This is a genomic window from Paenibacillus sp. JSM ZJ436 (genome assembly GCF_044383795.1).
GTDB classification, from domain to species: domain Bacteria; phylum Bacillota; class Bacilli; order Paenibacillales; family Paenibacillaceae; genus Paenibacillus_AQ; species Paenibacillus_AQ algicola.
The window spans coordinates 394,076-417,968 of sequence record NZ_JBISEO010000003.1; the positions used below are offsets into that span (position 1 = coordinate 394,076).

Here is a 23,893-nt window from a genome sequence, read left to right on the forward strand (position 1 = left end):
TGGACATGTCACTAGCATTTGGAACCGAAGGCTTAAGTGTGTTCTATGGGTCGTTTCAAGCGGTGAAAGAAATCAGCCTGCAGTTTCCCGAGAAGAGCGTCACCGCACTGATTGGACCCTCCGGCTGCGGGAAATCGACCTTTCTGCGCTCCCTGAACCGGATGAACGATGCCATAGCCCAGGCACGGACAACGGGGCATATCTGGATGAATGGAAGTGACTTGAATCATCCGGACACAGATGTGATCAAGCTGCGGCAGCAGATCGGAATGGTGTGGCAGAAGCCGAATCCGTTCTATAAGTCGGTTTATAACAATATTGCCTTTGGTCCAAAGTACAGAGGCATCAGGAAGAAAAAGCAGCTGGATGAGATTGTTGAAGCCAGTCTGAGAAAGGCGGCGCTGTGGGACGAGGTAAAGGATCGGCTGCAGGAGTCCGCCCTGTCTCTCTCCGGAGGACAGCAGCAGCGTCTCTGCATTGCAAGAGCACTCTCCGTTCAGCCGCAAATTGTTCTTCTGGATGAGCCGGCCTCTGCGCTGGATCCGGTTTCTACCGGGAAGATTGAGGAGCTTATTGCTTCCCTCAAGCAAGAGCTCCGAATCGTAATTGTGACCCATAATATGCAGCAGGCGGCACGGGTGTCGGATTACACCGCCTATTTCTACCTGGGCAAGCTCATCGAGCGGGACAAGACCGACAAGATTTTCACAAATCCGCATCACAAGCTGACGCAGGATTACATATCCGGACGCTTTGGGTAAGCCTCCTCAGGACCTTGAGAGATCAAGGTCCTTCTTCTGTATTTAATGCGAAGAGAGCCAAGACCCCCAAAAAATTGTTATGGTCGTGATAAAACATTTTGATGCTATGATATGGCGCGGTGTGTTCACTTATTGGACGTTATCCGGTATGATAAAAGAGAGTTTGCAATATTTTACGTCACACAACCGTATGGTTGGTGTCTTCATCCAGGATCATGAAAGAGTTTTCACAGCAATCCAGTATCGGGACAGCCCGATTAAAAAGGAGAGATGACGCATGACAGCTACCAAAGGATTGGAAGGCATTGTAGCTACAACTTCTTCGATCAGCTCCATTGTCGACGGTGTATTAACGTACCGTGGATACAATATTGATGATCTTGCAGAGCATGCGAGTTTTGAGGAAGTAGCTTATTTACTCTGGTTTGGGAAGCTTCCTAACGAGCAGGAGCTGCAGAAGCTGCAGAAGGATCTCAGCGATTATGCGGCGATTCCGGATGCCCTGATTGAGCAGATCAAGCTTTATCCCAAAGATACGAATACGATGGCAGCTCTTCGCTCCGCAGTATCCTCGCTGGCATTATATGATGCAGATGCAGAGGACATGAGCCAGGAAGCGAACGAGAAGAAAGCGGTTAAGCTGCAGGCGCAGCTGCCGACGATTGTCGCAGCGATTGCTAGAATCCGCCAGGGCAAGGAGCCGGTTGCTCCGAAAGCCGGAGTTTCTGTTGCGGAGAATTTCCTGTATATGCTCAGAGGAGAGCAGCCGGAGGAAACCTCCATCAAGGCGCTTGACCAAGCGCTCGTGCTGCACGCAGACCATGAGCTTAACGCTTCGACCTTCGCTTCCCGCGTCACCGTAGCAACGCTTTCGGACATTTATTCCGGCGTAACTTCGGCGATTGGTGCCCTGAAGGGACCATTGCACGGCGGAGCTAATGAAGCTGTAATGAAGATGCTCAATGAGATCGGTACGATCGATCAGGCTGAGGGTTATATTCAGCAGAAGCTTCAGAATAAAGATAAAATTATGGGCTTTGGCCACCGTGTATACAAGAATGGCGATCCGCGCGCGAAGCATCTTCAGAAGATGTCCAAGGAGCTTGGCGATATGAAGGGCGATACATCCCTATATGATATTTCGGTATTGGTGGAAGAGACCGTTACTGGACAAAAGGGCCTGAAGCCAAACGTTGATTTCTACTCGGCATCGGTATACACCCAGCTGGGCATTGAGCATGAGCTGTTTACACCGATCTTCGCCATCAGCCGCGTATCCGGCTGGACAGCACATATTCTGGAGCAGTATGACGGCAACCGGATTATTCGTCCGCGGGCAGAATACACCGGCCTGACGGATCAGAAGTATGTTCCGCTCTCTCTTCGCTAATTTCAGCTGAATGCTGTACAATAAGGGCAGAGGAAACGCTTTGGCCGGGCTGCCGGTGCAATGCGGCATTCTTTGTGCCCTTTGCGGCGTTCTTGGTTCAAGCAATCAATCTGTAATTTAACTCAAGGAGGAAACCAATCTTATGAAACTCGAGAAATTTGCAATGCCAACAGAAGGCGAAAAAATCACGATTGATAACGGCAAGCTTCAGGTGCCAAATCAGCCTGTTATTCCTTTCATCGAAGGCGACGGCACGGGCCGTGACATCTGGAAAGCTTCCAAGCGCGTTCTGGATGCAGCTGTAGAGAAAGCCTATAACGGCTCCAAAAACATTGCGTGGTATGAAGTATTCGCCGGTGAGAAAGCATTCAATACATACGGCGAATGGCTTCCGAACGATACGCTCGAAGCAATCCGCGAATATATCGTAGCGATCAAGGGACCTTTGACGACGCCAATCGGCGGCGGCATTCGTTCCCTGAACGTTGCACTGCGCCAAGAGCTTGACCTGTACACTTGCCTGCGTCCTGTTCGTTACTTCGATGGCGTGCCTTCTCCGGTCAAGCGTCCTGAGCTGGTAGACATGGTAATCTTCCGCGAGAACACGGAAGATATTTATGCAGGGATCGAGTACAAGGAAGGCTCCGAGGAAGTGAAGAAGGTCATTAAATTCTTCCAGGAAGAAATGGGTGTTAACAAGATCCGTTTCCCTGAAACGTCCGGAATCGGAATCAAGCCGGTATCCTCCGAGGGCTCCAAGCGTCTCGTTCGTGCAGCGGTTGAATATGCGATCCAGCATGGCCGTAAGAGCGTAACTCTGGTTCACAAGGGCAACATCATGAAGTTCACCGAAGGCGCGTTCAAGAACTGGGGCTACGAGGTCGCTGAGGCGGAGTTTGGCGACAAGGTATTCACTTGGGCTCAATACGACGTCATCAAGGAGAAGGACGGCACTGACGCAGCGAACGCTGCCCAGAAAGCGGCTGAAGAAGCTGGCAAGATCATCGTGAAGGATGCCATCGCTGACATCGCGCTGCAGCAGGTTCTGACTCGTCCGACCGACTTTGACGTCATTGCAACCCTGAACCTGAACGGTGACTATCTGTCTGATGCTCTTGCAGCACAGGTAGGTGGTATTGGTATTGCTCCTGGTGCGAACATTAACTATGTAACAGGACATGCTATTTTCGAAGCAACACACGGTACTGCACCTAAATATGCTGACAAAGACGTTGTAAATCCGGGTTCTGTCATCCTGTCCGGCGTAATGCTCCTGGAGCACCTGGGCTGGAATGAAGCAGCAGACCTGATCTACAAAGGCATGGAAAGTGCCATCAACAATAAAACTGTAACCTATGACTTCGCTCGCCTGATGGATGGCGCTACCGAAGTGAAATGCTCCCAGTTTGCGGACGAAATCATCAATCACATGTAATTGATGTCTACCATCTTATCCTTGCAAGGGGGACCCGCTTGTGGCAATGACGCGTAAGAAAATCACGGTGATTGGCGCCGGCTTTACCGGTGCTACAACAGCTTTAATGCTGGGACAAAAAGAACTTGGTGATGTTGTTCTGCTCGATATTCCACAATTGGAGAACCCTACTAAGGGCAAGGCTCTGGATATTCTGGAAGCCAGCCCTGTACAGGGCTTTGACAGCCGGATGACAGGGACTTCCAGCTATGAGGATGCTGCGGGCTCCGACGTTGTCATCATTACAGCGGGCGTAGCCCGCAAGCCTGGGATGAGCCGGGACGATCTGGTGAACATCAATGCCGGTATTGTGAGTGCGGTGTGTGAGAATGTGAAGCAGTACGCTCCGGATTCTACGGTGATTATCCTAAGTAATCCCGTGGATGCTATGACTTATGTGGCTTATAACGCGCTCGGTTTTCCGAAGAATCGCGTCATTGGTCAGTCCGGTGTTCTGGATACAGCGCGCTACTGTACCTTTATTGCCCAGGAGCTAAACGTATCGGTAGAGGATGTGCGGGGCTTCGTGCTCGGCGGACACGGGGACGATATGGTGCCTCTGGTTCGTTATTCCAGCGTCGGCGGCATTCCGATTGATACGCTGATTTCTCCGGAGCGGATTGAAGCGATTGTTCAGCGCACCCGGGTGGGCGGCGGCGAGATCGTGAATCTGCTTGGAAACGGCAGTGCCTATTATGCGCCGGCCGCTTCACTGGTGCAGATGGCGGAAGCTATTCTTAAAGACAAGAAGCGGATTCTGCCGGTTATTGCGCTGCTGGAGGGAGAATACGGCTATGAGAATCTCTTTATGGGTGTTCCCGCCATTCTTGGCGGTAACGGCATTGAGCGGATTTTCGAGCTGGAACTGACGCCCGAAGAGAAGGCCGCACTGGATCAGTCCGCGGACTCTGTCCGCAGTGTAACCTCGATTCTGAAGCCGAACTGACAGGATTTCAGGAGCTCCGGAACGAACAAAGCAATCCCGCTTTCTATATAGAGAGCGGGATTGCTTTTCTTTCATGGCAATGTTAAGTATAATAGGTTCGGTACATATCTTACCCCAGTACACGTTTCAACACATTCTACATTTGGAGGTCAAAAGTATGTTCGATATTTTCTTTCTGCTGCATATGATTGGAACTGCAGCCCTCGGCTTCTATCTGATCCTGCCGTTCATCGTGGGAAGCACGCAGAAGCTGTCCGCCGGAGCGCAGGAGGGTGCCGTAAACACAATCCGCGTCGCTAACCGGCTGGCTCAGTATGGTCTGGTCATCCAGCTGATTACGGGCGGGTATATGATGTCTCAAGGCGAATATGCCGTCATCTGGATGATTATCGTCACCATCATTCTGCTGGCCATGTTTGCAATCGCAGGCATCATGAGCAAGCCGCTGAAGGGCGCGCTGGCTGGAATCCGTGAGAAGCGGGATGTGACCGCGGACATTGCCAAGCTCCGCACGTTCAGCCTGATTCTTGCTCTTCTGCTACTTGTTATGATTTATTTCATGGTTTACCCGATCTACAAGTAATGTACATGGAGACTGTTCCTGTCACCGCCGATTTGGTGACAGGAACAGTTTTTTTGTATTGAAGTATTCTCAGAAAATTCCGGCCAGCGGTTTGATTTCACCGGGAGCGTGGTAATGTATGACCGGGAGACGAGGAGAGTAAGATGCCCCGCTCCTAGACATCCTACAAGGGAACACAGCATGGTGACCATAAAATGCAAACCATTACCTGAGAGGAGAATGTACAATGTCACAGGATCAACAGCAAAAACAGACTCTACCCCCGCAGCATCAGGATCATCGCCCGGGTAAAGAGTCCGAAATGAACCCTCTTCCGGAATATGAAGCAAGTGATTATAAAGCCGCGGACAAGCTGAAGGGCAAGGTCGCTTTGATTACGGGCGGTGACAGCGGGATTGGCCGTGCGGTGGCCGTAGCTTATGCTAAAGAAGGCGCAGATGTGGCCATCGTCTATTTGAGTGAGCACAGTGACGCGGAAGAAACGAAGCGTCAGGTTGAGCAGGAAGGCCGCAAATGTCTGCTGATCGCCGGAGATGTAGGGGATGATGCATTTTGCCGTGATGCTGTAGGGCAGACGGTAAGCGAGCTGGGCGGGCTGGATGTTCTGGTCAACAATGCTGCCGAGCAGCACCCGCAGAAGAAGATCGAGGACATTTCCAAAGAGCAGCTGGAAAAAACGTTCCGTACGAACATATTCGGTATGTTCTACATGACTCAGGCGGCGATGCCGCACTTGGGCAAGGGCAGTGCGATTATTAATACCGCATCCATTACGGCTTACCGGGGCAGCCCGCAGCTATTGGATTATTCCTCGACCAAGGGGGCGATCGTAGCCTTTACCCGCTCACTCTCGATGAACCTGGCAGAGCAAGGCATCCGGGTCAACGGGGTAGCGCCGGGTCCAATCTGGACACCGCTCATTCCATCGACCTTCCCGGAAGATCAGGTGGCACAGTTTGGAGCGACTCAGCCGATGAAGCGTCCTGGTCAGCCAGAAGAGCTGGCACCGGCGTATGTATATCTGGCCTGCTCGGACTCTTCTTATGTCAGCGGTCAAATGATCCATATCAACGGCGGCGAAGTCATCAACGGGTAAGAGAAGCATGGGATGAATCTTAGCGCTTTGGAAGCAGCTTGCTGCGTCCAAAGCGCTTTTTTTGCTTGGTAAAAGCACCAGATGACCTCAAAATTAAGTAAACCCTTACAACCCTCTTTTTGCTATAATAGAAGCTATGTGCAGGTGCTAATAGAAATGGCGGCTTCAAGGATTGCTGCCACATTGTGATGAAGAGGAGAATGGGAGAATGAAGCAGTTTGAAGAAAGTGTTTACCGTTTAATTGTTGAAACCTCTACAAATTTACCGGCAGATGTGAGGCGGGCAGTCAACCGCGGCCGGGCTGCAGAGGATGCAGCGACGCGTGCAGGGCTGGCGCTGTCCACCATTGCACAGAATATCGAAATGGCGGAGCAGGAGGTATCGCCGATCTGCCAGGATACCGGCATGCCGACCTTCGTTGTACATACGCCAGTAGGCGCCAATCAGATTGAGATGAAGAAGAGCATCTATCAGGCCGTCATCCGCGCAACCCGGGATGGAAAGCTGCGTCCGAACTCTGTGGATTCGCTGACAGGCAGCAACAGCGGGGATAATCTGGGCCCGGGAACCCCGGTCATCCATTTTGAGCAATGGGAGGAGGACGATATTGACCTTCGCCTCATTCTGAAGGGCGGCGGCTGCGAGAACAAGAACATTCAGTACAGCCTGCCCGCAGAGCTGGAGGGACTTGGCAAAGCAGGACGGGATCTGGACGGAATCCGTAAATGCATACTGCATGCGGTATATCAGGCGCAGGGACAAGGCTGCAGCGCTGGATTTATCGGCGTTGGCATCGGCGGAGACCGCACGACGGGCTACGAGCTGGCGAAGCAGCAGCTGTTCCGTCATGCAGAGGATATCAATCCTCATCCGGACCTGCAGAAGCTGGAGGAGTATGTGATGGAAACGGCGAATCAGCTGGGCATCGGCACGATGGGCTTCGGCGGTGAGGTAACACTTCTTGGCTGCAAGATCGGGGCGATGAACCGTTTGCCGGCGAGCTTTTTCGTTTCGGTTGCCTACAACTGCTGGGCGTTCCGCCGCCAGGGCGCGCTGATTGATCCGGCCACCGGTGACATTCGCAGCTGGCTGTATGAGTCTGGCAGCCATGTGGCGATGAACGCAGAGACTGAGGCAGCTCCTGCAGCGCCGGCGGAAGCGCCGGAAAAAGGCCGGGAGGTTGTGCTCCAGACGCCGATCAGCGAGGAGCAGGTTCGCAGCCTGCGTGTGGGTGATGTCGTCGTCATCCGCGGTGAAATGCACACCGGACGAGACGCGCTTCATAAGCACTTGATGGATCATGATGCGCCGCTTGACCTGAACGGAGCGGTTATTTATCACTGTGGTCCCGTTATGCTGAAGGACGATGAGGGCTGGCATGTCAAGGCGGCAGGACCGACAACCAGCAGCCGGGAAGAGCCGTACCAGGGACATATTCTAAAAAAATTCGGTATTCGCGCTGTGATCGGCAAGGGCGGAATGGGCGCGAACACCTTGCAGGCGCTTCAGGAGCATGGCGCGGTCTATCTGAACGCCATCGGCGGTGCAGCGCAGTATTATGCGGAATGCATCCAGCGGGTGAATGGTGTTGATTTCATGGAATTCGGTATTCCGGAGGCTATGTGGCATTTGCAGGTTGACGGCTTTGCGGCAATTGTTACGATGGATTCTCACGGAAACAGTCTGCATGCGGATGTCAGCAGAGACTCTAAAGCCAAGCTGGAAATGTTCAAGGAGCCTGTATTTGCTTAAAGCAGCAGTTCATAACGAATTATGATATGGCCTTCGGCTCTGTGCCGAAGGCTTTTGCTTTCATAGCACGGTTGCGGACTTGGAAACAGAGGTTTATGATGGTACCAACATACAAGCAGCTTGCGACGAGGTTTGGAGGAGAAAAGTGAAACAGTTTGGGTTAGCTTTTGCAGCATGGTTTGAGAAATATACATTTATATTGATTCCCGGGGCATTGGTGGCCGGCTGGTTCCTTAGTGAACAGCTGTCCCCCTATGCGTATACCATACCTTATCTATTCGGATATATCACGCTCGTCATGGCCCTTGGCTGCGGGATCGGGCATTTGAAGGCAGTAATGAGACAGCCATTTCCCATCGTATTGACATTGCTGCTGGCTCATGCTGCTGCACCCCTTGTGGCTTATGCAATAGGGGCTTCCATCTTCGGGCCTCAGTCAGACTATACAACGGGACTGATGCTGTTCTCCGTGATCCCGCTTGGCATTTCAGCAGTGCTGTGGGTAGGAACCTCGGGAGGCAACGTACCGTTCATTCTGTCTGTTGTCGTGCTTGATACGATGCTCAGCCCGATTGTGGTTCCGTTTCTAATGGAATTGCTTGCCGGCTCTACCGGCCTGCAGTGGGATACGGGGCAGCTGGTGACGGATTTGTTCAGAATGGTCGTGCTGCCTACAGCGTTGGGCGTACTCATCTATGAGTTGTCCAAGGGCAAGGCGAAGGCGTGGTCGGCCCCGGTGGCACAGCCGCTCTCCAAGCTGTTCTTCGTCTGTGTCGTCATGATTAACGCCGCAGTCATTGCGCCGCAGGCCCAAAGCATTCGGCAGGACCTGTTAAGCGTCATTCCAGCCGTATTGCTCTTGATTGTCCTGTGCTACATGCTGGGCTATTTCGGATCCTATCTTGCACCGGGCAGAACGAGAGAGCTCGGGATCTCGCTGACCTATGCTTCCGGTATGCGAAATATATCGCTTGGCATGGTGCTGGCTACCGCTTATTTTCCGCCGGCCGTGTCCGTGCCTGTTGTACTATCCATTCTATTTCAGCAGCCTGTAGCGACCGTAGTTCATGCGGTCATTCAAAGAATCAAGACTTCATCCGTAAAGGAAGGGAATCATGAAACCTTTTCGTAACCGATTGACACTGATTATTATGACGCTGATTGGCATTTCCATGCTGGGTGCTGGCTTTGCTGTGGCATCGGTATTCAAGCAATATCATATTAATTTGCTGGAGGACAATATGATCCGGGAAATTAACCTGATTCAGGGAACCTTGAATTTTCCGGACGATTCTTCAGGTAAAGAAGCCGAATATTATACAGCGAAGTCTATGCAGCTGCAGCAGCTGGCGGATGCGCGGGTAACGTTCATAGCCAGGAATGGCAGTGTCATCGGTGATTCCGAGAAGAGTCCGGAGCTGATGGATAATCATGGGGAACGTGAAGAGATTCGCCAGGCAGAGCAGAGAGGCACCGGTCGCTCCATCCGGTATAGCTCGACACTGGGGCAGGATATGATTTATGTCGCACGTCCGGTTACGCAGGGCGGCTTTGATGGCTATATTCGACTATCAATGAGTCTGGAGACGGTGGATGAAGGTGTGCGTAAGGGCTGGATGGTGATGGGAGCGGGGCTGCTCATTCTGTTCGTAGTGGCGGCCCTTGTCAGCTACCGGATTGCCGCCGGGCTGACCTCTCCGCTGGAAAAGATCACCTCCGTCGCCCGCAACATATCGCGCCTGGATTACGATGCACGGGTGCATCTGGAGCGTAAGGACGAGATTGGCCAGCTGGCATCTGCCATTAATGGAATGGCAGACAGCCTGCAGACACAGCTGCAGACTATCCGGGACAATGAAGGGCTGCTGCGAAGCGTCTTGAGCAATATGACCGGCGGTATTCTGATGCTGAGCGGGGACGGAACGGTGGTGCTTATTAATCCTGCGGCAGAGGGGATGCTCGGCATCAAGGCGGGCCAGATTCGCGGACGGAGCTATACCGACCTTAGGCAGCACTATGAGCTGAACAAGGTGATTGAAGAAGGCCTGGAGCGGCGGGAGCGGTTCCAAGAAGAGCGCAGCCTGTATTTTCCCATCGAATCGGTCATTCGCTTTGACGGCGTTGTCATGACGCATGAGGACGGCACCTATCGCGGCATGCTGTTTCATTTGCAGGATGTGACTGAAATACGGAGGCTGGAGCGGATGCGGAGCGAATTTGTTGCGAATGTATCCCATGAGCTCAAGACCCCGCTTGCCGCCGTAAAGGGCTTTGCTGAAACACTCCTCGGCGGGGTAGAGGACGAGAAAACCTCCCGTTCCTTCATTCGCATTATTTACGACGAATCCGAGCGGTTAAACCGCCTAATCCGGGACATTCTGGAGCTGTCCAAGATTGAATCCAAGCGAAGCGTGATGGAATATTCGCCGATTCATCTCTCTACCTTTTTCGAATCACTGTTTGAATTTATGCTGCCACATGCCCGTGAGAAACAGATTCAGATGAAAATGGATGTGCCGGACGAGCTGTTCATCGAAGGGGATGAGGACAAGCTGCGCCAGATTTTTACGAATCTGCTCTCCAACGCGGTGAACTATACACAGGAAGGCGGCAGGGTCCAGCTTTCGGTGAATGAAGTTCTTTCAGAGGAGCATGGAGAAAGGGTCATTCTGACGGTCAAGGATTCAGGCATCGGCATTCCGAAGAAGGATCTGCCGCGCATTTTCGAACGCTTTTACCGTGTGGATAAAGCCCGCTCCCGGGGGTCAGGCGGTACAGGGCTTGGCCTGTCGATTGTGAAGCATCTGGTGGAGCTGCATTCCGGCACGATTAAAGTCGACAGTGAGCCGGGGCTCGGAAGCTCTTTTGTTATCGAGCTGCCGATGCTTCAGGAAGGATAGTATAAGATTTAACATGGGGATAACATTCCGTTGATACAATAAACAGGATGCACAATCTATTGAACAATGGATCGCTGTACTTATTAGGTGTTCGTGGTTATCGTTTGCATTTCATTCATTTCAATTAAGGGCGGGATTAAGATGGCTCAAAGACTGCTTGTCATCGAGGATGAACCGACACTGTCACGATTATTATCGTACAACTTGACCCAGGAAGGCTTCCTGGTCACGGTAGAGGAGCATGGGACGGAAGGGTATGAGCGTGCCAGCCGTGAAACCTTCGATCTGATTCTGCTGGACGTGATGCTGCCGGGTATGAACGGCTTCTCGATTCTGGAGAAACTGAGACAGCAGGGAATCACGACTCCGATCATTATACTTACTGCGAAGAATGCGGAAGAAGAAGTCGTCCAGGGCTTGAAAATGGGGGCCGATGATTATATCACGAAGCCGTTTGGCGTGTCGGAGCTGCTCGCAAGAGTGTCGGCCGTGCTTCGCCGGGTGTCGGGACAGCCTGCAGAAGAGGCAGGAGACACGGACGAGGACGGAAACGTCATCAAGCTGGGGCAGCTGGAAATTTATCCGGAGAAATACGAAGTCCGGCTGGGAGGCCACCAGATTAATCTGCGCCCCAAGGAGTTTGAGGTGCTGCTGTATCTGGCCCGCAAGCCCGGAGTCGTATTAACACGGGATGATCTGATGAATGTCGTATGGGGCTTTGATTATATCGGCGGTCAGCGCACGGTTGATGTGCATGTCAGCTCTCTTCGCAAAAAACTGGAGCTGGACCCGGATTCGGTATTTATCGACTCCATTCGAGGCGTCGGATATAAGCTGGTGGTCAGGCCAAAGTAGCGTAATTCAGGCCTTTTTACAATCTGTTGATCCAAAACCGCAACAGCGTTAACATTCGGGACCTAAACTGCGTCTATAGCACCAATACCAAAGGAGTGGATCCCGCATGACGCTTCTTATGACAAAGCCTCAGGCTCAAGCTGCTGTTCCGGTACAATCCGGAGCGTCTGCAATGACAAGTAACAACTCAGGAATGATACAGGGGAATCAGCAAGAAGCCAAGCAGACAAGCCTTGGCTCTTGGAGGGCCGTGCCTTCTATCAGCTACAATCAGAGCTGTCTTCAGGTGATCCGTTTATTCAAGCAGAATCCGGAGGCGCCTTGTATGATTGTATGCGATGCGGACCAGATGCCGACAGGAATCGTGATGCGGGACAGCTTCTACAGATTGATGAGTGGACGTTTTGCGAGAGAAATTTATGATCAGCGGCCAGTCATTGCGATTGCGGCCAAGGTTCCTATGATTGTTGAGCAGTCTCAGCCTGTAGCTGAGATTCTCCAGCAAGCACTAATGCGCTCTGAAGCAGATTTCTATGATTGTGTTGTCGTCACTCAGAACAAACAATTGCTGGGCGTCTTGACTGTACGTGACTTGCTGCGGCTCTCCGCAGACCTTCAGGATGAAACGGAGGCCCGCCGGGAAGAAATGATACAAGACAGCCATCGCCATACACAGGATATTGGCAGCTCGCTCTCCGGTGTAAGGGCGGCTGCGGATGTGACGCTTCAGAAATGCCGTCAGATCTCGGAGTGGTCTGTCATCGGCAAGCAGAAGCTCCAGTCTGTTCACAGTTCTTACCATCATCTGCTGACAGATATGGAGAAAAGAGCGGAGCTGATGTCCCGTCTTCAGGACAACACTACGGGCATCTCACGGGTGACGGATCAGATCGCTGATTTAGCCGGTCAGAGCAGCCTTCTGGCGCTTAACGCCTCCATTGAGGCAGCCCGGGCTGGAGAGCATGGGCGGGGCTTTCAGGTCGTCGCTTCAGAGGTTCAATCTCTGGCCAAGCAGACGCATGAGCTTTCCGGCAGCATCAACCGGATGCTGAACCAGATTTCCCAAATGGTAGCCGATACAGCAGGAGCTGCGGCCGCAGCTTTGAATGAAATTCGTTCTTGTGAAGCATACATATCAGAAGGCAGCCAATCGTTCCATCAGATGGAGCAGGCCGCCGATGAGGTTTCTGCAGCGGGCAGTCAGGTATTTACGTTAACGGAGGATACGTCGCGGGTGCTGCAGCAGATTCAACGGGAGCTAGCTTCGATCCAACGATCAACCCAGAGTTAAGCATTAGGGTGAATATAGCTTGGTTTTTTACATTGCGTTTACAAAGCTCTTACTTTGTAATGACAATTGATTTATATAATGGACGTCTGAGGGATTATGCATACATCTTTATTCTTCTGAATACAACATAAGGAGACATGATCATTACATGGAATCCATTATTGAAATCAAGCAATTAGACCTGTATTACGATACATTTCACGCACTAAAGCAAGTCAATCTAGATATTCCGGAAAAGGCGGTCACGGCCTTTATCGGTCCATCCGGCTGCGGTAAGTCAACCCTGCTCCGGACGCTGAACCGGATGAACGATATGGTTCTCGGAACTCGAATTGAAGGCAGCGTCAAGATTAATGGCACGGATATATATCAAGAGGCCATGTATGTAGAGGAGCTTCGCAAGCAGGTCGGCATGGTGTTTCAGCAGCCGAATCCTTTTCCGAAATCCATATACGATAATGTTGCATACGGTCCACGCCTTCATGGTGTCCGTGATAAATCCGAGCTCGACTCCATCGTAGAGCAGAGCCTGAAGCAGGCCGCGCTGTGGGACGAGGTGAAGGATTTTCTGAAGCGCTCCGCGCTCAGCCTCTCCGGCGGACAACAGCAGCGCCTGTGCATTGCGCGCGCATTGGCGGTCCAGCCGGACATTTTATTAATGGATGAGGCTACTTCGGCCTTGGACCCGATCTCTACACTGAAGATTGAAGAATTGGTTCAGGAGTTGAAGCATAAGTATACGATTGTTATGGTTACGCACAACATGCACCAAGCCGCCCGGATATCCGACCGCACCGTATTTTTCCTGACCGGTGAGGTTGTAGAGGCGGAGCAGACCGAGGTTCTGTTCTCGACCCCTTCCGATTCCCGCACCGAGGATTACATCTCCGGCCGCTTCGGATAAGCGGCGGTTTCAAAACAGTGAATGGGAGGACAACATTATGATCCGGAGAATTGGTTTTGACCAGCAGCTCGAGGAGCTGAAGAATCTGCTCAAGAAAATGAGCACTCACATGGAACAAGCACTGCAGGAGGCTGTAATCTCGCTCAAGACGATGGATGTAGAGAAAGCGAAGAAGGTCGTTGAAGAGGATGCTCGCCTCAATGCTATGGAAGAACAAATTCTGGATATCGGTTCCCGCTTGATCGTTACACAGCAGCCAGTGGCGAAGGATCTGCGACGTATTCTGGTGGCATTTCGAATTGCTAGCGATTTGGAGCGCATGGGAGATCTGGCCCGTGACGTTGCGAAGGTAACGATTCGTTTGGAGAACGAGCCGCTGATTAAGCCGCTTGTCGATATTCCAAGAATGGCGGAGATTGTCGGCGTCATGGTTTCCGAATCCATCGAATCCTATTTGGAGGAGAATACCGATCTTGCTTACAAAATGGCTTCCGATGACGATCAAGTGGACCATCTGTACAGCAGCATTTTGCAGGATCTGTTCCAATATATCCGTACCTCGCCGGAAGGCGCGAATCAAGCTATGCTGCTCGTCATGGTCGGTCGTTACATTGAACGCATCGGAGATCATGCAACCAACATTGGTGAAAGCACCGTCTACCTCGTTACAGGCAACCGCCCGGACCTAAATCAATAATAATACCGCATTAAACCAATAAGCAGTCGATCAGAGCATCATCTGATCCGGCTGCTTTATTTTTCAATTTTGAGGGGAACCTATGGTATCATGTGGGAAGGAATTCTTAGAGGGGCAGGTGCCAGATTTTGGACAAGCTGATTGTCATTGATGGAAACAATATTATTTACCGGGCTTTCTTTGCCATGCCGCCGCTCACGAACGCCAGCGGTCAGCAGACGAATGCGGTGTACGGCTTTACGACGATGCTGCTGCGCTTGATTGAGGACTACAAGCCTTCACATATGATGGTTGCTTTTGACGCAGGTAAGGAGACGTTCCGACATGCGGATTACCAGGAATATAAGGGAAAGCGGGAAAAAACACCGCCGGAGCTCTCCGGCCAGTTTCCGCTGCTCAAGGAGCTTCTTCAGGGACTCGGAGTCCCGCAGTTTGAGATCGCCGGCTACGAGGCCGACGATATTATCGGCACGCTCACCCGAATGGCTGATGAAGAGAAGCGGAACGTCATCGTCGTCTCCGGGGATAAGGATATGCTGCAGCTGGCGTCGGATAATGTCACGATTGCAATGGTGCGCAAGGGTGTCACGGATATTGAGTCATACGGACCGGCCGAGATTCAGGATAAGTATGGCTTGACCCCGCAGCAGATCATTGATCTCAAAGGACTGATGGGCGATGCCTCGGATAACATCCCCGGAATCCCGGGTGTTGGAGAGAAGACCGCTCTGAAGCTGCTGCATGAGTACGGATCGGTGGAGCAGGTGCTGGAGAGATCTGATGAGCTGAAGGGCAAGATGAAGGAGAAGGTTCAGACCCATGCCGACTCCGCCGTCCTCAGCAAAAAGCTGGCGACGATTCACCGGGAGGTTCCGCTGGAGCAAGTGTGGGACGATATGAAGTTTGACGGATTGCATCCGGATACGGCGGGCCCGGCCCTGGCCAAGCTGGAATTTAAATCGCTGCTGGAACGCTTGAACCTGAGCGGCCAGGATGCCGGGAATGCCGCGGACCCTGCACGTCCGGAAGCCGAGGTGCAGGTAAGGACTGTAACCATGGATGACATGCATGAGCTGTCTGCGGTGCTAAGTGACGTGAAGGTGCTTCATGTGGAAACCCATGGAGACAACCCGCATCATGCTGAGCTGGTCGGGCTGAGTCTTGCGACTGGAGATACACAGTATTATATCTCGCCAGCGGTTCTGCAGAGCGAAGGAGCAGAGCCGGTCCGGGAGTGGCTGGCAGACAGCAGCATCCCGAAGAACGGCTACGATCTGCACCGGGTAGATCTGGCGCTACATGCACATGGCATACTCTTTGCGGGAGCTGCCTTTGATGTGCATCTTGCAGCGTATTTGCTGGATCCGACGGAAGGCAATCAGACGTTGAGCGGACTGGCAGCGAAGTATGGCATGTCGCATCTGGTTTCCGATGATGATGTGTTTGGCAAGGGAGCCAAGTGGAAATTACCGGATGAAGAGAAGCTGAGCGGCCATTTGGCCAGAAAGTGCGCAGCCGTCGCCCAGATTGTGCCGATGCAGGAGAAGGAGCTTAATGACAATGGCATGCTTCCTCTCTTTCACGACCTGGAAATGCCGCTGTCCCGTATCCTTGCAGATATGGAGAAGCAGGGCATTGCAGTCAACCGGGAGGAGCTGAAGTCTCTCGGGCAGGAATTTCAACAGCAGATTGAGAAGCTTGCGGCCGAGATTTATCGTATTGCCGGCGAGGAATTCAATCTGAATTCGCCGAAGCAGCTGGGTGAGATCTTGTTCGTCAAGCTGGAGCTGCCAGTCATCAAGAAGACAAAAACGGGATATTCTACAGATGCAGAAGTGCTGGAAAAGCTGGCGCCTTACCATGATATTGTTCAGCTGATCCTTCAATACCGTACAATCGCCAAGCTGCAGTCTACTTATGTAGAAGGACTGCTCAAGGAAGTCTCAGACGAGTCCGGCAAGGTGCATACATACTACCGCCAGACGATTGCAGCAACAGGCCGCCTTAGCAGCCAGTTCCCAAATCTGCAGAACATTCCGATCCGTCTGGAGGAAGGCCGGAAGCTGCGGAAGGTATTTGTCCCGTCCGAGCCGGGCTGGTCAATTCTGGCAGCAGACTATTCCCAGATCGAGCTGCGGGTGCTGGCCCATATTTCGGATGATGAGCGTCTGAAGGAAGCCTTCGTTCAGGATCTCGATATTCACACCAAGACCGCCATGGATGTGTTTCGGGTGTCTCAGGATGAGGTGGATGGAAATATGCGGCGCTCCGCCAAGGCCGTTAATTTCGGGATTGTGTACGGGATTAGCGACTATGGATTGTCGCAGAATCTGAACATTACCCGGAAGGAGGCGGCTTCCTTTATCGATCAGTATTTTGAGGTGTTCCAGGGTGTACGCCGATACATGGATGAGATTGTGCAGCAGGCCCGCAAGGATGGGTATGTCAAAACCTTGCTGGAGCGCCGGCGCTATCTGCCGGAGATTAACGCACGAAACTTTAATCTGCGCTCGTTTGCGGAGCGGACGGCGATGAACACGCCGATTCAGGGAACCGCAGCCGATATTATCAAGCTGGCGATGGTGCATATGGATGCAGCCTTGGCAGAGCGGAAGCTCAAGAGCCGCATGCTGCTGCAGGTGCATGATGAATTGGTGTTTGAGGTGCCGCAGGAGGAGCTGGAGACGATGAAGACCCTGGTGCCGGAAGTAATGAGCCGGGCGCTGGAGCTCTCTGTGCCGCTGAAGGCGGAGGTCAGCTTTGGAGACAATTGGTACGAGGCTAAATAAGACTGGGGAGAAACGGCAGTCCCGTTTCACGCTCACATCCGTTATAATAAAAGGGTGAGGTGAAGAGAGATGCCGGAATTGCCGGAAGTTGAAACCGTAAAGCGAACTCTGAATCAGCTGGTTCAGGGCAAGCATATTATAGATGTTACCGTCAGGCTGCCGAGAATTATTCAGCGGCCTGATGATGCGGAGGCGTTTGCCTTCATGCTGAAGGGCCATACCATTCAAAAGGTAGAGCGCCGCGGGAAGTTTTTGAGAATTATGCTGGATGGTCTGGTGCTGGTTTCACATCTCCGGATGGAGGGCAGGTACGGGCTGTATCGGAAGGAAGAGCCGATTGAGCTGCATACACATGTCATTTTTCACTTTGATGATGGCACAGAGCTGCGCTACAAGGATGTGCGTCAATTCGGAACGATGCATATTTTCGCAGCTGGCGAGGAATTTAATCATCCTCCACTGCTTAAGCTGGGGTATGAGCCGCTGGACGATACGTTTACGCTGGGCGCCTTCAAGGATATGCTCGTGACCAAAAAAACCAAAATCAAGGTCGTGCTGCTCAACCAGGCTTATGTTGTAGGTCTGGGCAACATTTATGTGGATGAAGCTCTGCACCGGGCGGGAATCCACCCGGAGCGGGCCGCGAATCAGCTGAGCGATCAGGAAACGGAAGCTCTGCACCGCTCCATCATTTCGACGCTGTCCGAGGCGGTTGAAGCTGGCGGCTCCTCCATTAAATCCTACGTAAACGGACAGGGAGAGGCGGGGCGCTTTCAGCATAGCCTGCGGGTGTATGGACGCAAGAATGAGCCCTGCGACCAGTGCGGTCAAGCGATTGTGAAGACGGTAGTAGGCGGCCGGGGTACGCATTTTTGCCCGGACTGCCAGTCCTTGAAGCAGCGTATAGATGTATAAATGAGGCAGGCACCCATCTCCTCCCGATCTCATATATTGTGAGATATTCAGTCCCCGCTGCTGCAAGCATGAAGCAGGTGCCGCGAATGTGATGGCGGCGCACGCTCGGGGCTTGAGGAGGTCATATGGGTGCTACAGCTATTGTTGACACCGGTGCTGCTGGCCCTGGCACTGAGCCTGGATGGCTTTGGGGCCGGCATTACATACGGGATTCGGAGAATGCGGCTCCCGCTGCTGTCGGTGATCATTATTTCCTTATGCTCGGGTCTGGTACTATGTATCTCTATGCAGGCAGGTACACTGCTGCAGAGCATCATATCGAGGCAGGCAGCTGCCGTAACGGGAGCGGGAATCTTGATTCTACTGGGGTGCTGGTCACTGCTGCAGCAATGGCGCGGCAGGCATGAATCTGATCTGGATGACGCCTCCGGAAGTGAGTCCGTATCGTTATCGGAAGCGGGACTGCCGGTGACAAAGACCGGGACCTCGGGACGTTCAGAGCCATCCTCTCAGAGCCTGTCGGCCGAGAAGGTGTTTACCCTGGAAATCAGGAAGCTGGGCCTGGTCATACAGATCCGCAAAAGTCCCTCCCGCGCGGACTTGGATCAATCCGGCAGTATTTCTTCCATGGAAGCGATGTGGCTGGGTATTGCCTTGTCCTTGGATGCTTTCGGCGCGGGGCTGGGCGCTGCCATGATGGGGATCTCGCCTTGGCTGACGTCTGTCATATCCGCGTTGTTCTGCGGGGCGTTTCTGATGCTGGGAATGAAGGTCGGCTTCAAAGCAGCTTCTGGCCAAAGAATGCAGCTGCTGTCGTTGGTGCCGGCCATGTTATTGATTGTCATGGGGATTATGAAGCTGTTATGAGGTGAAAAAATGATTATCGGGTTAACCGGAGGAATTGCAACCGGCAAAAGCACCGTGTCCTCTATGTTCGTCCGGAAGGGAGCCCTGCTGGTGGATGCCGACGCCATTGCCCGGGAGGTCATGCTCCCGGGACACCCGGTGCTGGCTGAGGTGGCGGCACATTTCGGCCCGGACATATTAGGACCGGATGGTCAATTAAACCGCGAGCGGTTAGGAGAAATTGTATTCAATCAGCCGCAGGAGCGGCAGGCGCTGAACGACATTACACATCCGGCGATCCGCCGAGAGATCCGGGACCGGATTCAAGTCTACGAGCAGCAGCATCCTGATTCGCTCGTCATTGTGGACATTCCGCTGCTGTTTGAATCGGGCCTGCAAGCCCAGTATGATCAAACGCTGCTCGTGTACGTGCCGGCGAAGCTTCAGCTAGAACGCTTGATGCAGCGTAATGGACTGACACGAGAGCAGGCAGCAGCGCGGATTCAAAGCCAGATGGACATTGAAGAGAAGAAGAGCCTGGCTGATTATGTGATCGACAACAGCGGCACGCTGGACGAGACCCTTCATCAGGTGGAAAAGCTGTGGAACAGGATCGCCCGGCTATGATCTGGCTGCGAAAGAAAAGGGTGCTGCTGCCCGTTCTGATTACGTTTGTCGCTGTACTGTTTCTAAGCAGTCACTGGATGACCTGGATTTATCCGATTTATTACAAGAATGAAATTCGCAAGCATGCTGAATATTATGAGGTGGACCCCTTCCTGGTGGCCTCCATTATTCGAGTGGAGACGAACTACAAGCCGGGGAAGGAATCCAAAAGAGGGGCGCTGGGCCTTATGCAGCTGATGCCGGATACCGCTAACTGGGCCATGGAAATGGCCAAGCTGCCTGCGATCACGCTGGATCGGGTGAAGCATGAGGCGGATGCCAATATCCAGCTCGGCACCTGGTACATCCAGAAGCTGCACCAAGAGATGGACGGCAATCCGGTGGCGGCTATTGCAGCGTACAACGCAGGTCCCGGCAATGTGAGAAGCTGGCTTCGAAAAGGTCTGTGGGACGGCAGCTATGACAATGTGAAGGATATTCCGATTGGAGAGACGCGGCATTATGTGCAGCGGGTGGTGTACTATTACGATCAGTATCGTGACGTGTACGATTCTTTTTAAGCTTGCATCCATGTCAAAAAAGAGTGCCGGACAAGCTATTCAGCCTGTCTGACACTCTTTCGGGATGAAGAATTGATTATTGACCGGAGTATTGTCCAGCCAATTGCTGCTCGGCCAGGGTTACCAGACGCTTGGTAATGTATCCCCCGATCGAACCGTTCTCGTAGGAAGTCATGTTACCTTGGTATCCGTCTTGTGGAATGCTGATGCCCAGCTCCTGAGCTACCTCGTACTTCATTTGCTCAAGCGCACCGTTAGCACGAGCGACGACCAGGTTGTTGCTGTTTCTGCTGCCTTGTCCCATGTGATGTTCACCTCCTTGAGTTGGTAAAAGTATTATGTCTCCGAATGAGCATCTTCATCACAAATTTTTACGTGCATTTTATGGAAATCTTTAATATAGCTTCAAGAAGCACTTAAACAAAGGAAGTGATAATCAATGAAATGCCCATATTGCGGCTTCGCCGGTACCAAGGTGCTGGATTCCCGTCCTGCGAACGAGAACAAGTCGATTCGCCGCCGCCGGGAGTGTGAGCAATGCAGCCGCCGGTTTACCACCTTTGAGATGGTGGAGGAAACGCCGCTCATGGTTATCAAAAAGGATGGCAGCCGTGAGGAGTTCAGCCGTGAGAAGGTGCTGCGAGGATTGATTCGTGCCTGTGAGAAGCGGCCGGTGTCTGCGGATCAGCTGGATCAGCTGGTGTCCGAGGTGGAGAAATCGCTGCGCAATACCGCCGCGGCCGAAGTCGAAAGCCGGGAGATCGGGGAGCTGCTTATGGAGCAGCTGTATCCTGTGGACGAGGTGGCCTACGTACGCTTCGCTTCTGTTTACCGGCAGTTCAAGGATATCAACATGTTTATGAAGGAACTGAAAACTTTGCTATCTAAGGATCATATCGCAGATCGTTCTTGAGAGATATGTAAAAAGCCCTCCTGCGGAGGGCTTTTTACGATCACCAGGGGCTGGTGCTAAATGGATTGAAGATACTCCACAATGGTCAATAGACCGAGGTCGAAGTTCTCCAAATTGAAGTGCTCATTCGGCGCATGCAGATTTTCATCTGGAAGACCAAAGCCCATCATAACGGCAGGCGCGTTCAGTGTGCTGGAAAGCTTCTCCACAATCGGAATGGAGCCGCCGTCTTTGGTGAATAGCGCGCGGGTGCCATAGACCGCTCCAAACGCATCGGCTGCTTTTTGCAGCATCGGGTGGGAGGGATCGACATTGAAGGCGAACGCTTTCTCCTTCGGCTTGTAGGTCAGCTTCGCGCCGGCAGGCGTATGTGCCTTCAAGTGCTTCTCGATGGCATCCAGCACAGCCTGCGGATCCTGGTCTGCAACCAGGCGGCAGGTGATCTTCGCATGCGCTTCTTTAGGGATAACGGTCTTGCTACCTTCTCCCTGAAATCCGCCATACACCCCGTTCAACTCCAGGGTCGGCCGGGCACCTACACGTTCCACGAAGGAGAAGCCTTCTTCACCGTATAGGGAATCCAGTGCAAGAGACTCCTTTAGCTGCTCTTCATCGAATTCCTGCTTGGCAAATTCCTCCCGCATTTCTGCTGACAGCTCCTGAACTCCATCATAGAAGCCCTCTACGCTGACGCGGCCCTGCTTGTCATGGAGAGAAGAGAGCAGCTCTACCATGGCATGGAGTGCGTTCGGTACGCCGCCGCCGTATGTACCGGAGTGTAGATCCGTGTTGGCGGTCTCTAAAGTAAGCTCCAGCGAGCACAATCCGCGCAGGCCGGTGGAAATCGCCGGCTTGCCGGGGGCTAAGAGGGAGGTATCCGAAATCAGGATGGCGTCGGCTGCGAGCTTGTCCTTGTGCTGCTCGAGGTACAAAGGCAGGTTAGGGCTCGATACTTCCTCCTCGCCTTCGATGCAGAATTTAACATTAACGGGCAGGCTCTGCTCCTGCTTCAGAATCGCCTCCACGGCCTTGACGTGAAGAAACAGCTGTCCCTTGTCGTCCGTAGCGCCGCGCGCATACAGCTTGCCGTTTCGTACATCAGGCTCAAATGGCGGCGTCTCCCACAAATGAAGCGGATCCACCGGCTGTACATCATAGTGACCGTAAATGAGCACAGTCGGCTTGCCTTCTGCATGCAAATAATCTGCCGTAATGATCGGATGCCCGGCGGTGGAATGAATCTCCACATGCTCCAGGCCAGCGGCCTTCAATTTATGAGCGAGCCAGTCAGCCGCCTTCGCGACATCCCCTTTATGCTCTGACAAAGCCGATATGCTTGGAATGGCCAGCCATTCCTTCAATTCATTCAGGTGCTCTTCCCGATGCTGTTCGAAATACGCTTTATAGTCTGCGTTCATGTCGTAGTCCTCCTCAGGTCAATAATGACGGCCATGTGGTCATGGCCGTCTTGTCTATTTTACCTTTTTTTAAGGGAAATGCGAAATGGGGGAGGAGGATGAGGAGGGTGTGGATGACTGCAACGCTAAGAATCAATACATAAAAAAAAGACCCGGTAAGGGTCTTCATTTAATCTTAACCAATGGAGCGTAGGGGGGTCGAACCCCTGACCTCTTCGCTGCCAGCGAAGCGTTCTCCCACTGAACTAACGCCCCTCATTTCAATCACAAAAATTAATTTATCATATTTAAAAATAAAAAGCAAGTAATATTTACATTTACATTTTTTAACATTATAATGGCTCTTCGCTGAATTGAGTGGCTAACACCGAATTCTGTAGATTCATAGGATCGCTTAGATCTGAGAGTTTCTTTAAAATCTGGTATAAAGGGAAAGAGGGAACTGACGAGTTCAGCTCCTTCGTGCAGCGAGGGCTGGAAGTCGTGTTTTGTTAGCAGTCATGTAAATCATAGCAATCAAATTATTCACGTTTCGGTATCCGCGAGCTTTGCGTTTAGAAGCTTGAACAAGTCCATTAATACCCTCAAGCAATCCGTTTGTCATCTTACTATGAAACCATCGAAGTATGCCTTCCTTATGCGTTTTAATGGTTTTAGCAAGTTTCATCATGGGCTCCAGTTGAGATCGTCTCGCCCAGCCGACCCATTCACGAAGATACAAGTAGATGAGGCGTCGTCCATAAGTCCTGCATCGCGAGCTTTAAGCGATATGCTCTGCCCGTCTTCAAGTTGCTGTCTTTGAGACTTTGCAGTTCTTCCTTCTGCTCCGTCTTTAACTTTGTTTTCTTGAGTTGCAGAGCTTCTTTTTGTTCCGATTTACGTACATCGTCAACGGCTTCATTGACCAACTTCATCACATGAAATTTATCGAAAGTCAATGCTGCTGTGGGAAACTGCTCTTCTATACCACTTATAAAAGAGACCGACATGTCGCTGCAAAACTCCTGTATCTGCGCGGGTTCTACGCCTTGATCCAGCAAATGGTTGAGAAAGCGTACAAGGGTATCTTTCCCTTTGCCTTCCGTCGCGTACAGCACTAACTTGGTATCGACATCTACAAACAACGTAATATAACGATGGCCACGGCGTGCAGAAGTCTCATCCACGGCAACTCG

Annotated in this window: 23 protein-coding genes and 1 tRNA gene; 19 read left to right on the plus strand and 5 right to left on the minus strand. The window is 52.2% G+C overall.

From position 1 onward, the window contains the following. The first annotated feature begins 5 nt into the window (after positions 1-5). From pstB (ACH6EH_RS05970) to ACH6EH_RS06055, 18 genes are all read left to right on the plus strand, one after another. On the plus strand, positions 6-761 hold the full coding sequence (gene pstB, locus ACH6EH_RS05970; RefSeq protein ID WP_397331524.1) for a phosphate ABC transporter ATP-binding protein PstB: 756 nt from the start codon (positions 6-8) through the stop codon (positions 759-761). Positions 762-1,038: 277 nt separating this feature from the next. Next, positions 1,039-2,151: a citrate synthase gene (gene citZ / locus ACH6EH_RS05975; protein WP_397331525.1), complete on the plus strand. Its 1,113-nt coding sequence runs from the start codon at positions 1,039-1,041 to the stop codon at positions 2,149-2,151. 142 nt (positions 2,152-2,293) lie between these two features. Then, the gene (icd, locus tag ACH6EH_RS05980; protein WP_397331526.1) at positions 2,294-3,586 is read left to right on the plus strand and encodes an NADP-dependent isocitrate dehydrogenase; all 1,293 of its coding nucleotides are present in this window, start codon (positions 2,294-2,296) and stop codon (positions 3,584-3,586) included. 40 nt (positions 3,587-3,626) lie between these two features. Then, a complete protein-coding gene (mdh, locus tag ACH6EH_RS05985; RefSeq protein ID WP_397331527.1) occupies positions 3,627-4,571 on the plus strand; it encodes a malate dehydrogenase in 945 nt (314 codons plus the stop codon). 157 nt (positions 4,572-4,728) lie between these two features. Beyond that, on the plus strand, positions 4,729-5,154 hold the full coding sequence (locus ACH6EH_RS05990; RefSeq protein WP_397331528.1) for a hypothetical protein: 426 nt from the start codon (positions 4,729-4,731) through the stop codon (positions 5,152-5,154). Positions 5,155-5,380: 226 nt separating this feature from the next. After that, a complete protein-coding gene (locus ACH6EH_RS05995) occupies positions 5,381-6,250 on the plus strand; it encodes an SDR family oxidoreductase (RefSeq protein WP_397331529.1) in 870 nt (289 codons plus the stop codon). A 208-nt stretch (positions 6,251-6,458) separates the two neighbouring features. Continuing rightward, the gene (locus ACH6EH_RS06000) at positions 6,459-8,003 is read left to right on the plus strand and encodes a fumarate hydratase (protein ID WP_397331530.1); all 1,545 of its coding nucleotides are present in this window, start codon (positions 6,459-6,461) and stop codon (positions 8,001-8,003) included. 145 nt (positions 8,004-8,148) lie between these two features. Then, positions 8,149-9,135, plus strand: coding sequence for a bile acid:sodium symporter family protein (locus ACH6EH_RS06005; RefSeq protein WP_208202410.1), 987 nt, complete (start codon positions 8,149-8,151; stop codon positions 9,133-9,135). Next, positions 9,119-10,903 (plus strand): two-component system histidine kinase PnpS, encoded by a 1,785-nt coding sequence (gene pnpS, locus ACH6EH_RS06010; RefSeq protein WP_397331531.1) that lies wholly within the window; start codon positions 9,119-9,121, stop codon positions 10,901-10,903. Before ACH6EH_RS06005 ends, pnpS begins: the two co-directional genes overlap by 17 nt. A 141-nt stretch (positions 10,904-11,044) precedes the next feature. Beyond that, positions 11,045-11,758: a response regulator transcription factor gene (locus tag ACH6EH_RS06015; RefSeq protein WP_138226409.1), complete on the plus strand. Its 714-nt coding sequence runs from the start codon at positions 11,045-11,047 to the stop codon at positions 11,756-11,758. A gap of 118 nt (positions 11,759-11,876) precedes the next feature. Then, the gene (locus ACH6EH_RS06020) at positions 11,877-13,049 is read left to right on the plus strand and encodes a methyl-accepting chemotaxis protein (protein WP_397331532.1); all 1,173 of its coding nucleotides are present in this window, start codon (positions 11,877-11,879) and stop codon (positions 13,047-13,049) included. A 148-nt stretch (positions 13,050-13,197) separates the two neighbouring features. Next, a complete protein-coding gene (pstB, locus tag ACH6EH_RS06025) occupies positions 13,198-13,953 on the plus strand; it encodes a phosphate ABC transporter ATP-binding protein PstB (protein ID WP_138226407.1) in 756 nt (251 codons plus the stop codon). Positions 13,954-13,990: 37 nt separating this feature from the next. After that, positions 13,991-14,650 carry a phosphate signaling complex protein PhoU gene (gene phoU, locus ACH6EH_RS06030; protein WP_138226406.1) on the plus strand — a complete coding sequence of 220 codons (660 nt, stop codon included), beginning with the start codon at positions 13,991-13,993 and terminating at the stop codon, positions 14,648-14,650. Between the two features lie 128 nt (positions 14,651-14,778). Then, positions 14,779-17,439: a DNA polymerase I gene (gene polA / locus ACH6EH_RS06035; RefSeq protein ID WP_397331534.1), complete on the plus strand. Its 2,661-nt coding sequence runs from the start codon at positions 14,779-14,781 to the stop codon at positions 17,437-17,439. A 69-nt stretch (positions 17,440-17,508) separates the two neighbouring features. Next, a complete protein-coding gene (mutM, locus tag ACH6EH_RS06040; RefSeq protein WP_397331535.1) occupies positions 17,509-18,354 on the plus strand; it encodes a DNA-formamidopyrimidine glycosylase in 846 nt (281 codons plus the stop codon). Between the two features lie 129 nt (positions 18,355-18,483). Further along, complete coding sequence (locus tag ACH6EH_RS06045) at positions 18,484-19,221, plus strand: MntP/YtaF family protein (RefSeq protein WP_397331536.1); 738 nt, start codon at positions 18,484-18,486, stop codon at positions 19,219-19,221. Between the two features lie 9 nt (positions 19,222-19,230). Then, the gene (gene coaE / locus ACH6EH_RS06050) at positions 19,231-19,827 is read left to right on the plus strand and encodes a dephospho-CoA kinase (protein WP_397331537.1); all 597 of its coding nucleotides are present in this window, start codon (positions 19,231-19,233) and stop codon (positions 19,825-19,827) included. Then, positions 19,824-20,387, plus strand: coding sequence for a lytic transglycosylase domain-containing protein (locus tag ACH6EH_RS06055; RefSeq protein WP_397331554.1), 564 nt, complete (start codon positions 19,824-19,826; stop codon positions 20,385-20,387). The genes coaE and ACH6EH_RS06055 overlap by 4 nt, the downstream gene beginning before the upstream one ends. Before the next feature lie 76 nt (positions 20,388-20,463). Here ACH6EH_RS06055 and ACH6EH_RS06060 read toward each other — a convergent pair whose 3' ends face one another. Then, complete coding sequence (locus ACH6EH_RS06060; protein WP_138226401.1) at positions 20,464-20,691, minus strand: alpha/beta-type small acid-soluble spore protein; 228 nt, start codon at positions 20,689-20,691, stop codon at positions 20,464-20,466. A 135-nt stretch (positions 20,692-20,826) separates the two neighbouring features. Between ACH6EH_RS06060 and nrdR the strand changes: the two genes are divergently transcribed. Beyond that, complete coding sequence (nrdR, locus tag ACH6EH_RS06065; RefSeq protein ID WP_397331539.1) at positions 20,827-21,300, plus strand: transcriptional regulator NrdR; 474 nt, start codon at positions 20,827-20,829, stop codon at positions 21,298-21,300. Positions 21,301-21,356: 56 nt separating this feature from the next. Here the strand turns inward: nrdR and ACH6EH_RS06070 are convergent, their stop codons facing one another. The 4 genes from ACH6EH_RS06070 to ACH6EH_RS06085 form a co-directional block, all read right to left on the minus strand. Then, positions 21,357-22,718 (minus strand): dipeptidase, encoded by a 1,362-nt coding sequence (locus ACH6EH_RS06070; RefSeq protein ID WP_138226399.1) that lies wholly within the window; start codon positions 22,716-22,718, stop codon positions 21,357-21,359. Between the two features lie 183 nt (positions 22,719-22,901). Continuing rightward, positions 22,902-22,973: transfer RNA gene (locus ACH6EH_RS06075), tRNA-Ala, on the minus strand. Positions 22,974-23,169: 196 nt separating this feature from the next. Continuing rightward, on the minus strand, positions 23,170-23,388 hold the full coding sequence (locus ACH6EH_RS06080; protein ID WP_397331540.1) for a transposase: 219 nt from the start codon (positions 23,386-23,388) through the stop codon (positions 23,170-23,172). Positions 23,389-23,425: 37 nt separating this feature from the next. Continuing rightward, on the minus strand, positions 23,426-23,893 hold a 468-nt coding region (locus tag ACH6EH_RS06085; RefSeq protein ID WP_397331541.1), incomplete at its 5' end, for a transposase.